The following is a 15168-nucleotide window of genomic DNA, read 5'->3' as shown; positions in this document are numbered from 1 at the left end:
GTGCCGGTGTTTCAGGCGGAATCAAGCTCAGGGCTGGTATTTCCAGCTGCCGTTTTCGATCTTCACCATGACCACGCCATGCTGTATGCCCAGGTGATCGGTAGGTGACATGCTGAAAACGCCATGGGCGCCGGCCACATCCTTGGTGCTCTCCAGCGCATCACGCAAAGCGGTACGGAACTCCACGGTTCCCGGTTGCGCCTTCTTCAGCGCGGCAGGGACGGCGGCTTCCAGCACCTTGCCGGCATCCCAGGCATGGGCGCCAAAGGTGGCTGCCGAGCCCTTGCCGTACTTGGCCTCGTAAGCATCCACATAGGCAACGGCAGACTTCTTCACCGGATGGGTATCGGGCAGCTGATGGGCTACCAGCACCGGGCCGGCGGGCAGCAGCGTGTTCTCCACATCCTTGCCGCCTACACGCAGAAAGTCGGCATTCGCCACGCCATGGGTCTGGTAGTACTTGCCTTTGTAACCACGCTCCTTGAGCGTTTTCTCTGGCAGAGCTGCAGGTGTGCCCGAGCCCGCAACCAGCACCGCATCGGGCTTGGCGGCCATGATCTTCAAGGCCTGGCCGGTGACCGAGGTGTCGCTGCGCGAAAACGCCTCGGTGGCCACCAGCTTCATGCCCTTGGCTTCGGCAGCTTTCTTGAATTCCTGCAGCCAGCCTTCACCATAGGCATCGTTGAAGCCTATGAAGCCAATGGTCTTGATGCCGCTCTTGCCCATGTGATCGGCAATGGCGCCGGCCATCATGCTGTCGTTTTGCGGCGTCTTGAAGACCCATTTCTTCTTGTCGTCCATGGGCGAGATGATGCGGGCCGAAGCGCCCAGCGTCACCATGGGCGTCTTGCCTTCGGCCACCACGTCGATCATGGCCAGGGAGTTGGGCGTGGTGCTGGAGCCGATGATGATGTCGGCCTTGCTTTCGCTGATCAGCTTGCGCGTATTGGCCACGGCCGCCGTGGTGTCCGAGGCGTCATCCAGAATGATGTAGTTGACCTTCTGCCCGCCCATGGTCTGGGGCATGAGAGCCACGCTGTTTTTCTCCGGAATGCCCAGCGATGCCGCAGGGCCGGTCGCCGAAACCACCACCCCCACGGTGATGTCGGCCTGAGCCGTGCCCCATACGGTTGCCAATGCCGCCGCCAGCAGGCCCAGTTTGGTAAAGCGCTTCATGTCTGTCTCCTCGATTAGTTGTTCACACAAAAATCACTCTCGCCACTCCATCGGGAATCAGACCGCGTCCTATCAACTGGCCGTTCCCGCTTTTAAAGTGTTTGCATCTGGCGCACTCAAGGCGATGAAATTTACCTTGACAACTACTTTTGCACCAGCTTTTTTTCGACCTCCGTGGCTGGGGTTTGTACGGCATGGATTCCCCCCATGAACAAGTCCGCAACGACGGGGGCGATGCCGGTATGGTCCAGCGCTCCACCGGGTTTGAGCCAGGTGAACATCCAGTTCATCATGCCAAACAGCAGCATGGTCAAGGCCTTGGAAATCCCGGCCTGATCGGCATCGGGCCGTATCTGGGCCACGGTCTCGCTAAAGCCCGCCACCACAGCGCGCTCCTTGTCCAGCACCCGCTGCTGATCTTCGCTTTCAAGAAACCGCACATCCTCGGTCAGCACCCGGTGCGCCTCCTTGGCATGGGCGTACTCCTGCACAAAGCGCTCGATCAGCGTGCGCAAGCGCAGCTCGGCGGGCAAATCCTGCTGCTGCACCTCCTGCACCAGGGCATGCAGACGCGAAACATGGCCGTCGCAGATCTCCAGCAGCAGCGCATATTTATCCTGGAAGTAGTGGTAGATGCTGGGCTTGGACATGCCGCAGGCCTGGGCCACCTCATTCATGCTGGTGGCCGGGTAGCCGCGCTGGGCAAACAGCTCGGCTGCGCGCTGCAAAATCATGGTGCGCTGATCGTCGTATCCGGGGGCGCGGCCTCTAGCCATGGACTGCCCCGTGTTTGTTGTTTTTCATTGATTCTGCGCTGTACTGCTTGATTGACAAGCGCCTACCGCTCATCAAACGATAGCGTAACCGATGCACTGAGAGGGCGGCACTGGCAGGTCAGCACAAAGCCCGCCGCCACCTCGGCAGCGTTGAGGGCGAAATTGCGTTCCATGCGTACCTCGCCTTGCGTGCACTTGGCGCGGCAGGTGCCGCACACGCCCGAGGTGCAGGAAAAAGGCACTTCCAGACCTGCCGCTTCGGCCGCCTGCAGCAGGCTGGCATGCTGCTCCTTGAAGGGGAAATTGCGCGTCAAACCATCGCGAATCAAGGTGATCTGCGCGCTGTGCGCATCCAGGCTGCGGCCGGCCTGTTGGGCGGCAGCAGAGCCCGCCGCCGGCAGCACGCCAAAGCGCTCGATATGGATATGCGCCTGCTCCACGCCAGCCGCCAGCAAGGCGGATTCGGCTTCGTCATTCATCTGATACGGACCGCAGACAAAGGCTTCGCTGACTTGCTGCGCCGGCACCACAGTGGCCAGAAATTGCGCAATCTTGTCGCGGTTCATCAGCCCCATGTTCAGCGGCGCATCGGTGTCCTCGGCCGAGAACACATGGTGCAGCACCAGCCGCGTCAGATAGCGGTTCTTCAGGTCTTCCAGCTCCTCCTTGAACATGGTGGACTGCACGCTGCGATTGCCGTAGATCAGCGTGAAGCGGCTGCCGGGCTCGCGCGCCAGCACCGTCTTCATGATGGACAAAATCGGCGTGATGCCGCTGCCGCCGGCAATGCCCAGGTAATGACGCTGCGCAGCCGCATCAATCGGCACAAAAAACCGGCCTTTCGGCGGCATGACCTGAATCTGGTCGCCGGCCTTGAGGTGTTCGTTGACCCAGTTGGAGAACACGCCGCCGCCCACGCGCCGCACGCCCACACGCAGCTCCTGGTCGTCCACGCCGGCGCAGATCGAATACGAGCGCCGCAGATCCTGCCCCTCGATTTCGGTGCGCAGCGTGAGGTACTGGCCTTGCGTGAAGACAAACTGCGTGCGCAAGGCATCCGGCACCTCGAAACAAACGATGGCGGCTTCGGCCGTATCGGCCTGCACGGAGCGCACGGTCAGCGGGTAGAACAAGGTGCTCATGGCGGACTCAGATCGGTTTGAAATATTCGAAAGGCTCGCTGCAGCTCAGGCAGCGGTACAGTGCCTTGCAGGCCGTGGAGCCATAGGCGGAAAGCCGCTCGGTCTGCGCACTGCCGCAGCGCGGGCAGGCCACACCGGCTTGAGCCTGGCCACGCTGCTGCTGGTATTGCGCACGCGGCACAAAGCGCAAGGTGATGGATTCATGGGGCTGCACCTGGCCCGGCGGCGCAATACCGTAGGCGCGCAGCTTGGCGCGGCCTTCGGGCGTGATCCAGTCCGTAGTCCAGGCCGGTGCGCGCTGCAGCCTTGTCTGCACCGGGCCCAGACCGGCACAGCGCAGGCCGTCGATCACGCTCTGCTCTATCATTTCCGTAGCCGGGCACCCCGAATAGGTGGGCGTCAACGCCACTTCCAGCACCTCACCCACCTCCTCTACCGAGCGCACCATGCCCAGGTCGCAGAGCGTGACCGCCGGCACCTCCGGATCGGGAATCTGCGCCAGCACGGCCCAGGCCCGGGCCACGCGCGTCAGGTCTGCGGGATGAGCAAGAGTCGCGTTCATCACCACACCCCGCCCGGATAGGCGCGCTGCAGATGCTGCATCTGCGCCAGCATGAAGCCCATGTGCTCGCTGTGACTGCCATGCTTGCCGCTGCTGACGAAGGCGCTGTCCTTGGGCACTACGAGCATTGCCGCATCCAGCACCGCCTGCATCTGCGCCAGCCACGGTTTTTGCAAAGCGCTCCAACGGGGGCCCAGACCGGTTTTTTCGGCATGCAGATCCACGGCATCGCCGCTGAACAGTTCGGGCGTGTAAAGCCATAGCGTATCCACCGCCTGCTGGGCACGGCGATGCGATTCCTCGGTGCCATCACCCAGGCGCACCAGCCAGTCGGCCGCATGCTCCTGGTGATAGCGTGCCTCTTTGACGGCCTGACCTGCAATGGCTGCCAGCTCGCCATCGCCGGACTGCAGCAGCTCGCTCCACAGCAGCAGCAGCCAGGTGGAAACCATGGTGTTGCGCACCACGGTATAGGCAAAGTCGCCGCGCGGCAGCTCCACCAGCGTGGGGTTGTAGTAGTGGCGCTCCTCGCGCAAAAAAGCCAGCTGGTCTTCGTCATGACCCGAAGCCTTGCCCGCCAGCGTCAGCACGGCGCGGGCCTGGCCGACCAGGTCCAGCGCCATGTTGGACAGCGCTATGTCCTCCTCCAGAACCGGCGCGTGACCGCACCACTCGGCCAGGCGCTGCGCCAGGATGAGGCAGGTATCGCCCAGGCGCAGCAGGTATTGCTGCGCCAGATCCTCCTGCAATGCGATGCTGTGTTGCATGGCTGCGCCCTCTTACATGTGGTTGACCGCCTGGGGCAGCTGGTAGAACGATGGGTGGCGGTACACCTTGTCCTGCGCGGGATCGAAATACATCTCCTTGTCGCCGGGATCGCTGGCCACAATCTGTTCGGACTTCACCACCCAGATGCTGGTGCCTTCCTGGCGACGGGTGTAGACATCGCGCGCCATCTGTATGGCCATGGCGGCATCGCAGGCGTGCAGACTGCCGCAGTGCTTGTGATCCAGCCCGGCCTTGCTGCGGATAAAGACCTCCCACAGCGGCCATTCCTTTTTGTCTTGAACGGTGTTCATCACGGACCTCGATTCTCTGGCTTCAAATAGCGTGTTTGCGCGGCATCTGCGCCTGCTTTTCGGCATGGGCCAGGGCGGCTTCGCGCACCCAGGCACCGTCGTCCCAGGCCTTGACGCGGGCGGTCAGGCGCTCGCGGTTGCAGGGGCCATCGCCTCCCACCACACGCCAGAACTCGCTCCAGTCAATCGTGCCAAAGTCGTAGTGCTGGCGCTCTGCGTTCCAGCGCAGCTCGGGGTCGGGAAAGCTCACACCCAGCACGGCGGCCTGCTCTTGCGAGGCATCGACAAACTTCTGGCGCAAATCGTCATTGCTGATGCGCTTGATGCCCCAACGCATGGACTGGGCCGAATTGGGCGACTGGTCATCGGGCGGGCCGAACATCATCAGCGTGGGCCACCACCAGCGGTTGACCGCGTCCTGCACCATGTCGCGCTGGGCCTGCGTGCCCTGCTTCATCATGGTCAGCAGGCTGTCAAAGCCCTGGCGCTGGTGAAAACTTTCCTCGCGGCAGATTCGCACCATGGCACGTGCATAAGGCGCATAGGAGCAGCGGCAGATGGGCACCTGGTTCATGATGGCCGCGCCATCGACCAGCCACCCGATCACGCCCACATCGGCCCAGCTCAGCGTGGGGTAGTTGAAGATGGAGCTGTACTTGGCCTTGCCGGTGTGCAGCGCATCCACCATCTGGTCACGGCTGGTGCCCAGGGTTTCGGCGGCGGCATAGAGGTAGAGGCCGTGGCCGCCTTCATCCTGCACCTTGGCCAGCAAAATGGCTTTGCGCTTGAGCGTGGGCGCACGCGTGATCCAGTTGCCTTCGGGCAGCATGCCGACAATCTCCGAATGCGCGTGCTGGCTGATCTGGCGCAGCAGCGTCTTGCGGTAATGCTCGGGCATCCAGTCCTTGGCTTCTATGAAGTCGCCGGCGTCAATGCGGGCATCAAAGCGCTCCTGCAGCTGCAGCTCCTCGGCGCTGCGCAGCACGGGCTTGTCGGCCTGGCCTTCCTTGGCCATCAAATCCAGGGCTTGGGTGTACATGGCGTACTCCTTTGATTAGCGCGGGCGCTTGTCGATCACGCGGCGGGCCTTGCCCACCAGAGTGCGTTCTATGGAATCGGCGCCCAGCACCTCCACCGCCGTGCTGATGCCGATCAAGGTCTTGATGCGCTGCTGCACCCAGTCGGCCAGTTGCTGCGCCTGAGCTTGCGTGCCGGGCTGCAGCTCGCAGCGCACGGCCATCTGGTCTAGATTGCCGTCGCGCGTCACCACGATCTGGTACTGGCCCGAGAGCTGCTGGTTTTGCAGCACGATCTCTTCGATCTGCGTGGGAAAGACGTTCACGCCGCGGATGATGAGCATGTCGTCCGAACGGCCCACGATCTTGCCCATGCGCTTGAACGAACGGGCCGTGGGCGGCAGCAAACGCGTCAGGTCCCGCGTGCGGTAACGGATGATGGGCATGGCCTCTTTGGACAAGGAGGTAAACACCAGCTCGCCTTCGCTGCCGTCGGGCAGCACTTGGCCGGTGTCGGGGTCTATGACCTCAGCGTAGAAATGATCCTCCCAGATCACCGGGCCGTCCTTGGTTTCTACACACTCGCTGGCCACGCCCGGGCCCATCACCTCCGACAGGCCGTAGATGTCGACCGCGTCCAGCCCGCCCTTGCTTTCCAGTTCGTGGCGCATGGCTTCTGTCCAGGGCTCGGCGCCAAAGATGCCGGTGCGCAAGGAGCTGGCGCGCGGGTCCTTGCCCTGGCGCTGCATCTCCTCGAGGATGACCTGCATATAGGAGGGCGTGACCATGATGATGTCGGGCTTGAAGTCCTCAATCAGCTGCACCTGCTTTTCGGTCTGCCCACCCGACATGGGAATCGCCGTGCAACCGGCACGCTCCACGCCGTAGTGCGCGCCCAGACCGCCCGTGAACAGCCCGTAGCCGTAGGCGATATGCACCATGTCCCCGGGCCGGCCGCCGGCCGCGCGAATGGAACGGGCCACCAGATCGGCCCAGACATTGATGTCGTTCTGGGTATAACCCACCACCGTGGGCTTGCCCGTGGTGCCGCTGGAGGCATGGACCCGCGCCACCTGCTTACGCGGCACGGCAAACATGCCGAAGGGGTAGTTGTCGCGCAAGTCCTTCTTGGTGGTGAAGGGAAACCTGGCAATGTCCTGCAGGCTTTTCAGATCGGCCGGGTGCACGCCTGCCGCATCAAAGGCCTGGCGGTAATGCGGCACATGGTCGTAAGCGTGTTGCAGCGACCAGCGCAGACGCTGCAGCTGCAGCGCCTCAATTTCATCGCGGCTGGCGGTTTCTATGGCTTCGCGTGCATTCATGCTGCTCACCTCTTCAAGCTTGAACAGGCACGGTAGGCCTGCCCTTCATGCAGTAGGAGCGACCACGAAACAACGCAATCGCCTCGCCCTTCTGGTTGCGAATCGTCACGTCATACACGCCGGTACGCCCGGCCTGCGAGACCTCGGTCGCCTGCGCCACCAGCACATCGCCGGGCCGGCCCGGAGCCACAAAATCCACGGCCAGTCCCGAGGCCACCGTCATCTCGTTGTAGGAGTTGCAGGCATAGGCAAACGCCGTATCTCCCAGCGTGGTGATAAAGCCGCCGTGGCAGATATCGAAGCCGTTGAGCATGTCGTCCCGCACGGCCATTTCAATCGTGGCCTGACCCGGGGCGATATGGGTGATGCGCATGGCCAGCCCCTGCGCGGCGCGGTCGCGGGCCAACATGCCGTCGCGCACATGTTCTGCGGTTTGTTGAGGATTCATATCGTCCTGCTTTCAACGATCGCTGAACACCGGCGCGCGCTTGGCCATGAAGGCGGCCACGCCTTCGAGGTAGTCTGGGGCGCTGCCCAGGGCTTTTTGCTCGGCGGCCTCCAGCGCCAGCGAGGCACCAAAGTCCAGATGCTGCGCCGCATCAATCGCCTTGCGCGTCGCCACCAAGGCCTTGGTTGGCATGGCTGCCACCTTGTCGGCCATGGCCGCCACAGCCAGCTCGAAGCCGGCATCGGGCAGGCTGCGCCAGATCAGGCCCATTTGCTCGGCCTCACCGGCCGAGAGCTTGTCGCCCAGCAACGCCAGCCCCAGAGCGCGTTGACGTCCCACCAGACGCGGCAGCAGCCAGGTGCCGCCGCTATCGGGCAACAGGCCGATACGGGTGAAGGCCTGGATAAAGCTGGCCGACTCCGCCGCCACTACCAGATCGCAGCACAGCGCAATATTCGCTCCCGCCCCGGCCGCCACGCCGTTGACGGCCGCAATCACCGGCACGGGCATGCTGCGCAGCAGCTCACACAAGGGGCGGTAATGGCGCTCGATCAAGACGCTCAAGTCCGTGGGCGGCTGGCCTGGGGCAGCAGGTGCGGCATCCGCATCGGCCAGATCCTGACCGGCACAAAAACCGCGTCCAGCACCCGTCAGCACTACGCAACGCACTCCTGAATCTGCAGCAGCCTGTTGCAGCGCCGCCAGCAGTTCCTCATGCATGGCTCCGGTAAAGCTATTGAGAGCCTGGGGTCGGTTGAGCCACAAGGTGCGCACGGCACCACGGTTCAGCACCAGGACAAGAGGTTCCGACATGCTCACTCCTCTGCTAGCAAGACTGGCTTGCGGCAGATCAGAAACAAAATCTACCGCTTGGTCGGCAAATAGTAATTTGAGCTAGCGCAAGCAGTGCCCGAACAAACCCGTACTACGCCAAGCAGCAGCGACTGAGGCAGCCAAGGGCAAACCCCGGCAAAGCCTTGTGCGGCCTGAAGCCTTGGCGTCTCTTGCGGCTTTTGGTAGTCCTTTGCAACCTATTGGTTCCATCACCTGCTCGGGAATGCATGCACCTGGCGGGCCGGAGTGGGCGACAATCCCCCCATGAGTTTCGCTCCCCTGACCAATGACACCTTCCTGCGCGCCTGCCGTCGCCAGGCCACTGACTACACGCCGCTGTGGCTGATGCGCCAGGCGGGCCGTTACCTGCCCGAGTACAAAGCCACCCGCGCCCAGGCCGGCAGCTTCATGGGTCTGGCCACCAATGTGGACTACGCCACCGAGGTCACGCTGCAGCCGCTGGAACGCTTCCCGCTCGATGCCGCCATCCTGTTCTCCGACATCCTGACCGTGCCCGACGCCATGGGCCTGGGCCTGTCGTTTGCCGAAGGCGAAGGCCCGCGTTTCGCCAAGAATGTGCGCGACGAAGCGGCAGTCGCCGCGCTGGCCGTGCCGGATATGGACAAGCTGCGCTATGTGTTCGATGCCGTCACCAGCATCCGCAAGGCGCTGAACGGCCGTGTGCCCTTGATCGGTTTCTCCGGCAGCCCCTGGACGCTGGCCTGCTACATGGTGGAAGGCAAGGGCAGCGACGACTACCGCCAGGTCAAGAGCCTGATGTACAGCCGCCCCGACCTGATGCACCGCATTCTGGAAATCAATGCCGACAGCGTGGCCGCCTACCTGAATGCCCAGATCGATGCCGGTGCCCAGGCCGTGATGATTTTTGACAGCTGGGGCGGCGTGCTGGCCGACGGCATGTTCCAGCAGTTCAGCCTGGCCTACACCAAGCGCGTGCTGGCCCAGCTCAAGCGCACCGGTGTGGACGGCACAGACGTGCCCCGCATCGTCTTCACCAAGGGCGGCGGCATCTGGCTGCAGGACATGAACACGCTGGACTGCGAAGTCCTGGGTCTGGACTGGACGGCCAACCTGGGCAAGGCCCGCGCCATCGTGGGCGGTGAAGTCGGCGGCCCCGGCAAGGCCTTGCAGGGCAATATCGACCCCAATGTGCTGTTTGCTCCCCCCGAGCAGGTGGCCGCCCAGGCCCGTGCCGTGCTGGACAGCTTTGGCAAGCCCCACACCGACAAGACCACCACCGGCCCCACCCACATCTTCAACCTGGGTCACGGCATCAGCCAGTTCACCCCACCCGAACATGTGGCGGCCCTGGTCGAAGCCGTGCACAGCCATTCGCGCGCCATGCGTGCTGCGGGCTAAGCTCTCGGTGCTCAACAAAAAGGACCTTCGGGTCCTTTTTGCTTATGGGCCATGTCGGAGCCTTGCCACATGCTCTTGAAGCTCGGACGGCTGTGGCGCAGATTGAGTTCAGCAGCAACCAAAGGGTAAACCCTTGAAAACAGCAGAGTTATCCACAGATTGGGCTTTTGATGCGCCACCGCCTTGCCGCTGTGCGCCATGACGCTATGTTTTTAGCGAAATATGGCGCGTATTGACGCATTTATCGACATTTAGGTCCTGGGAGCTACGCGCTTGACAGCGACCGCCATGCTGATTTATGCACAAGCGCGCTCAGGCAGCAATCTAGCGGCTTCCGGCGGATTTTATGGAAACCCATCACACACAATAAAACGCAAGTCATTGATTTTCATAGAGTAAATCTAAATAACGTTTCAAGAATGTGAGCACAAAAATCAATCGCCAGCAGCCGATGACGGCGATCCGGCGCAGTTTCCCCACAAAGTTATCCACACAAATCCCGTGAACCGCCACCGGCGCCACCAACCAGCGCCTCGCGTATGCTTGGGCCGCCCTCGGATCGTTTCGCCTGCCCATGCCCCATATCTCCCATGTCGCCGTTCAGACCCCCGCCCATAGCGCGGTGGGCGAGCTGCTCAGCTACACCTGTGACGAGGTGCTGCCACCAGGCACGTTGGTGCGCGTACCTCTGGGCAGGCGGGAGCTGCTGGGCGTGGTCTGGGATACGCCGACCGCGCCGGCAGACATTCCCCCTGGCGTGGAGTTGCGCAGCATTGCCTGCGTGCTGCCCGGCATTGCCCCCCTGAGCCGGGGCTGGCGGCGGCTGGTAGGCTTTGCCGCTCACTACTATCAACGCAGCGTGGGCGAGATTGCCGTGACGGCTCTGCCGCCCCAGCTGCGCGATATGACGGCCGAGCAGCTGACCCGGCGCCTGGCGCCGCCCAAGCCCGCCAAGACCAAGCGCAGCAAAAGCAAGAAGGCCCAGGCCGAGGAAAACTTCGAGGACGCAGCAGCCGCCATCGCCGTAGCGGCGCCGCCCCCCACTACGCCTTTGGTAGCACTGAGCGCAGAACAGGCCTCGGTATTTGCGCAAATCGAGCAAAATCCCGGCCCATTTCTGCTTTACGGCAGCACCGGCAGCGGCAAGACCGAGGTCTATCTGCGTGCCGTGCAGGCCGTGCTGGATGCCAACCCCGACGCACAGGCCCTGGTGATGGTGCCTGAGATCAATCTGACGCCCCAGTTGCAAGAGCGCTTTGTTGCGCGCTTCACGCCGCAGTACGGCCAGGAGGCGGTGGTCAGCATGCACAGCGGCATGACCAATCCTCAGCGTCTGAAAAGCTGGCTGGCCGCCCACACCGGCCGCGCCCGCATTGTGCTGGGCACGCGTATGTCTATCTTTGCCAGCCTGCCGGGCCTGAAACTGATCGTGGTCGACGAGGAGCATGACGCCAGCTACAAGCAGCAGGAAGGCGCCCGCTACTCGGCCCGCGATCTGGCCCTATGGCGCGGGCGCGATACCGGCTCCAAAGTCATTCTGGGCAGCGCCACGCCCTCGCTGGAGAGCTGGTATGCCAGCGAGGCCGAGGTGGGCCGCTACCAGCGGCTGGAGATGCCCAGCCGCATTGGCGCAGCGGCTCTGCCTCGGGTGCGGGTGGTGGATATGACCCAGCAGCCCAAACGCATCGTGTTCTCGCCGCCGCTGATAGACGCCATCACCGACCGCGTCAAGCGCGGCGAGCAAAGCCTGATCCTGCTCAACCGGCGCGGCTTTGCCCCCGTGCTGTTTTGCGCCGATTGCAACTGGAAAAGCGACTGCCCCCATTGCAGCGCCCACCAGGTGTTCCACAAGGGCGATCGCACGCTGCGCTGCCACCACTGCGGCTTTACCCAGCGCGTGCCTTTTGCCTGCCCCAGCTGCGGCAATCCCGACATCCTGCCGTTGGGCAAGGGCACGGAGCAGCTGCAGGAGGAGCTGGAGCGGCTGCTGCGCAATGTGCAGCGCCCCGACGGCGACCCGGCCCGTGTGGCCCGCATCGATGCCGACACCACCAAGGCCAAGGGCAGTCTGGAAGAGCAACTGGCCGCCATGCATGCCGGAGACATCGACGTGCTGGTGGGCACGCAGATGGTGGCCAAGGGCCACGACTTTAGACGCATCACCCTGGTGGCTGCCGTGCAGCCCGACAGCGCTTTGTATTCGAGTGACTACCGTGCGCCGGAGCGCCTGTTCTGCCTGCTGATGCAGGCCGCAGGCCGGGCCGGGCGCGACGCCCTGTATGTGAAGGCCCAGGGCAGCGCGCCGGAGATGTGGATTCAGACCCATGACGCGCAACACGCCGTCTATGCAGCCCTCAAGCGGCACGACTACCCGGCCTTTGCCAAGCAGCAGTTGCAGGAGCGGCTGGACGCGGGCATGCCACCCTATGCCTTCCAGGCCATAGTCCGCGCCGATGCGCGGACCCAGGAAGCCGCCCAGGCCTTTTTGAGTGCGGCAACCCAGGTCGCCAAAGACGCCGGTCTGCCCTATCTGGACGAAGTCTTCATCTACCCGCCCATCCCCATGGCGGTGCAGCGCGTGGCCAATGTGGAGCGCGCCCAGATGCTGCTGGAAGCCACGAACCGCAGCGCCCTGCTGCGCTTTTTGAACAGCTGGCAGCAGTATCTGCACTGGTTGCGCGGCCTGCCCGATCACAAAGGCCTTGTTCGCTGGCTGGTCGATGTGGATCCGCTGAGCATCTGAAGCTGTGTGCCAGCTCAGAAATTTGAGTCTTTTAGGCCTCAAGCCTTTATGTATCAAGCACATGCAGCTATCAAATAAACCCTAATTTCTTTTCATGCCCGGCGCCATCGGGATTTGCGCGATTGTGCATCCCGGCATGGCTATTGCATGGTGCGAGGGGCTGCTCCACGAGAGCAGGCACTTTCAACCCTCGGAGCACTCTTACATGCACAAGCGTATTCTTCGTCGCACCCTGCTGGCCGCCAGCCTGGCCGTTTCCGGCTTGCTTTCCCTGCCCGGCGCCGCACTGGCCCAGGATGCATCGGCCACTGCCGCCAAGAGCGCCACGGCCCAGACGGCCAAGCCCAATGTGGTGGTGCTGGCCACCGGCGGCACCATTGCGGGTGCGGGCGCCTCCACCGTCAACAGCGCCACCTACACGGCCGCCAAAGTACCGGTGGACAAGCTGCTGGCCGGCCTGCCCGAGCTGGCCCAGGTGGCCAATGTGCGCGGCGAGCAAGTGTTCCAGATCGCTTCCGAGAGCTTCACCAATGACAATCTGCTGACCCTGGCCAAGCGCGTCTCGCAGCTGTCCAAGCAGGCCGATGTGGACGGCATCGTCGTCACCCACGGCACGGACACGCTGGCCGAGACCGCCTACTTTCTGAGCCTGACCGTGCACACCGACAAGCCCATCGCCGTGGTCGGCAGCATGCGCCCCGGCACGGCCTTGTCGGCCGACGGTGCGCTGAACCTGGTCAACGCCGTCAGCGTTGCCGGCTCCAAGGATGCCAAGGGCAAGGGCGTGCTCGTCACCATGAATGACGAGATCAACACCGCCCGCGATGTGAACAAGGACATCAACATCCAAACCGGCGCCTTCAAGAGCCAGTGGGGCCCGCTGGGCATGGTGGTGGAAGGCAAGAACTACTGGTTCCGCGCCCCCGTCAAACGCCACACCAACCAGTCCGAATTCAATATCGACAGCATTGACAAGCTGCCCCAGGTGGACATCGTCTACGCCTACGGCAGCGTGCAGCCCACGGCCGTGAATGCGCTGGTGGATGCCGGCGCCAAGGCCATCGTCCATGCCGGAACCGGCAATGGCTCGGTGGCCGACCGCATGGTCAAGCCGCTGCAGGACGCCCGCGCTAAGGGCACGCTCATCGTGCGTGCTTCACGCGTGCCTTACGGCTTTGTTCTGCGCAATGCCGAGCAGCCCGATGACAAGTACGACTGGGTCGTAGCCCACGATATGCGCCCCGAAAAAGCCCGCATTCTGACCATGCTGGCGCTGACCAAGGGTGCTAGCACGGCCGAACTGCAGCGGATGTTCTGGGAGTATTGATCCACCCCTGAGCCGCTAGCGCGGCTTCCCCTCAAGGGGACGGCAGCCTTTGCCGCGAGGCGGCGGGGCCGCCTAGGCTCTTGCTGGCTGCCTCTTTGCTGGGACATGCTTGGTTTCAAGTTGATGATCAAAACAGCGGCTTGCGCAGGTGGTACTTGCGCAAGCCGCTATTGTTTTTGCTAGGCCATCAAGGCCACGGCTGCCGAGAAGGTCAGAAAGGCCAGGCTGGTCGAGACCAGAATGATTCTGGCCACGCGGCCGCTGTGGGCGCCGTAACGCTCGGTGAGCAGCGAGACATTGCTGGCCGATGGCAGCGCCGCCAGCAGCACCAGCACTACCAGGGCGTTTTGCGTCAACGGCAGGCCCAGGGCCATGGCAGCCTTGCCCACGGCAAACACCAGCAGCGGATGAACCATGAGCTTGGCCAGGGCTATGGGCATATAGTCGCGCGCGGCCACGCGTTCGTGGCTGTTGCGCTGCGAGCGGGCCAGCACGGCACCGATGGTGAACAGCGCCACCGGAGAGGCCGCTCCCGCCAGCATGGCCACGGTTTGATCGACCGGGCCCGGCAGGACCCAGCCCATGGCCGAGGCCATGCCTCCCAGCGCAATCGACCAGGGCATGGGATTGGCCAGCATGCCTTTGAACGCATTGCGCAGCGCCGGCCACAGCCCGCCCGCCAGATCCAGCCGCGACAGCCCTATGCACAGCGAGGTGGTGAGAATCATGTCTATGGCCATGGTCACAATCACCGGGCCGGCGCTCTGGGCACCCAGCAGCGCCACCAGCATGGGCACGCCCATGAAACCGGTATTGGGGAAAGCAGCCACCAGCGCGCCAAAGGCCGCATCGTTCCAGCCCATGCGTCGGCGGGTCAGCATCACCGTAGCTCCCACCATGAGCAGGCCGCACAGCAGATAGACCACCGTCACGTTCACATCCAGCAGCTGCGCTATCGGCGTCTGTGCGCCAAAGCGGTACAGCATGCAGGGCAGCGCAAAGTACAGCACAAAAGCATTCAGCCCCGGAATCGCCGCCAGCGGCAGAACACCGCGCCAGGTGGCGATAAAGCCGCAGGCCACCAGGGCAAAGAAGGGGAAGGTGATGAGTAGAACGGACAGCACCCGCAAATTCTGACAGGGCTGCCGCCATGCAAGCGCAGCCATGGCTGTGAAATTTTTGAAACCGGAAAGCATCGCCCCCAGACGCAAACCAAAGGTTCTTTTCGCAACAGCAAGTCAGGCCCGCTTGACTGCCGCCTGAAAATGTTTCCGTTTGATAGTGTCCGGATATCACCGCCCCGGGCGGTCATCCGCTGTCATTGGCAGTCATCAGGCCTCGGCCCTGACACAGTTTGTCAAAA

General features: G+C 63.2%; 15 protein-coding genes. 3 read left to right on the top strand and 12 right to left on the bottom strand.

The features are described 5' to 3' along the window. Positions 1-27: 27 nt before the first annotated feature. From EAO39_RS02940 to EAO39_RS02895, 10 genes are all read right to left on the bottom strand, one after another. On the bottom strand, positions 28-1176 hold the full coding sequence (locus tag EAO39_RS02940) for an ABC transporter substrate-binding protein (RefSeq protein WP_120966058.1): 1149 nt from the start codon (positions 1174-1176) through the stop codon (positions 28-30). Between the two features lie 143 nt (positions 1177-1319). Then, positions 1320-1952, bottom strand: coding sequence for a TetR/AcrR family transcriptional regulator (locus EAO39_RS02935; RefSeq protein WP_120966056.1), 633 nt, complete (start codon positions 1950-1952; stop codon positions 1320-1322). A 62-nt stretch (positions 1953-2014) separates the two neighbouring features. Beyond that, entirely contained in the window at positions 2015-3094 is a 1080-nt protein-coding gene (gene paaE, locus EAO39_RS02930) for a 1,2-phenylacetyl-CoA epoxidase subunit PaaE (protein WP_120966054.1), read from the bottom strand. 7 nt (positions 3095-3101) lie between these two features. Further along, positions 3102-3656 carry a 1,2-phenylacetyl-CoA epoxidase subunit PaaD gene (gene paaD / locus EAO39_RS02925; RefSeq protein WP_120966052.1) on the bottom strand — a complete coding sequence of 185 codons (555 nt, stop codon included), beginning with the start codon at positions 3654-3656 and terminating at the stop codon, positions 3102-3104. Beyond that, positions 3656-4423, bottom strand: coding sequence for a 1,2-phenylacetyl-CoA epoxidase subunit PaaC (gene paaC / locus EAO39_RS02920; protein WP_120966050.1), 768 nt, complete (start codon positions 4421-4423; stop codon positions 3656-3658). Before paaC ends, paaD begins: the two co-directional genes overlap by 1 nt. Before the next feature lie 12 nt (positions 4424-4435). Further along, the gene (gene paaB, locus EAO39_RS02915; protein ID WP_120966048.1) at positions 4436-4735 is read right to left on the bottom strand and encodes a 1,2-phenylacetyl-CoA epoxidase subunit PaaB; all 300 of its coding nucleotides are present in this window, start codon (positions 4733-4735) and stop codon (positions 4436-4438) included. Positions 4736-4757: 22 nt separating this feature from the next. Next, positions 4758-5774 carry a 1,2-phenylacetyl-CoA epoxidase subunit PaaA gene (gene paaA, locus EAO39_RS02910; protein ID WP_120966046.1) on the bottom strand — a complete coding sequence of 339 codons (1017 nt, stop codon included), beginning with the start codon at positions 5772-5774 and terminating at the stop codon, positions 4758-4760. Between the two features lie 15 nt (positions 5775-5789). Further along, a complete protein-coding gene (gene paaK / locus EAO39_RS02905; protein ID WP_120966044.1) occupies positions 5790-7073 on the bottom strand; it encodes a phenylacetate--CoA ligase PaaK in 1284 nt (427 codons plus the stop codon). 13 nt (positions 7074-7086) lie between these two features. Further along, the gene (gene paaI / locus EAO39_RS02900) at positions 7087-7521 is read right to left on the bottom strand and encodes a hydroxyphenylacetyl-CoA thioesterase PaaI (protein ID WP_120966042.1); all 435 of its coding nucleotides are present in this window, start codon (positions 7519-7521) and stop codon (positions 7087-7089) included. Between the two features lie 12 nt (positions 7522-7533). Then, complete coding sequence (locus EAO39_RS02895; protein WP_120966040.1) at positions 7534-8334, bottom strand: enoyl-CoA hydratase-related protein; 801 nt, start codon at positions 8332-8334, stop codon at positions 7534-7536. Positions 8335-8619: 285 nt separating this feature from the next. Here EAO39_RS02895 and hemE point away from each other — a divergent pair, with 285 nt between their 5' ends. Further along, entirely contained in the window at positions 8620-9735 is a 1116-nt protein-coding gene (gene hemE, locus EAO39_RS02890) for a uroporphyrinogen decarboxylase (protein ID WP_120966038.1), read from the top strand. 11 nt (positions 9736-9746) lie between these two features. On the opposite strand, the gene EAO39_RS02885 is transcribed toward hemE, so the two are convergent. Further along, positions 9747-9935, bottom strand: coding sequence for a hypothetical protein (locus EAO39_RS02885; protein ID WP_120966036.1), 189 nt, complete (start codon positions 9933-9935; stop codon positions 9747-9749). A 374-nt stretch (positions 9936-10309) separates the two neighbouring features. Here EAO39_RS02885 and priA point away from each other — a divergent pair, with 374 nt between their 5' ends. Beyond that, positions 10310-12478 (top strand): primosomal protein N', encoded by a 2169-nt coding sequence (gene priA, locus EAO39_RS02880; RefSeq protein ID WP_120966034.1) that lies wholly within the window; start codon positions 10310-10312, stop codon positions 12476-12478. A 205-nt stretch (positions 12479-12683) separates the two neighbouring features. Beyond that, positions 12684-13805: a type II asparaginase gene (locus EAO39_RS02875; RefSeq protein ID WP_120970616.1), complete on the top strand. Its 1122-nt coding sequence runs from the start codon at positions 12684-12686 to the stop codon at positions 13803-13805. 179 nt (positions 13806-13984) lie between these two features. On the opposite strand, the gene EAO39_RS02870 is transcribed toward EAO39_RS02875, so the two are convergent. Further along, a complete protein-coding gene (locus EAO39_RS02870; RefSeq protein ID WP_120970614.1) occupies positions 13985-14929 on the bottom strand; it encodes an AEC family transporter in 945 nt (314 codons plus the stop codon). Positions 14930-15168: the final 239 nt, after the last annotated feature.

The organism is Comamonas sp. lk, assembly GCF_900564145.1.
Classification (GTDB): domain Bacteria; phylum Pseudomonadota; class Gammaproteobacteria; order Burkholderiales; family Burkholderiaceae_C; genus Comamonas.
This window is presented reverse-complemented; position numbering and strand designations above follow the sequence as displayed.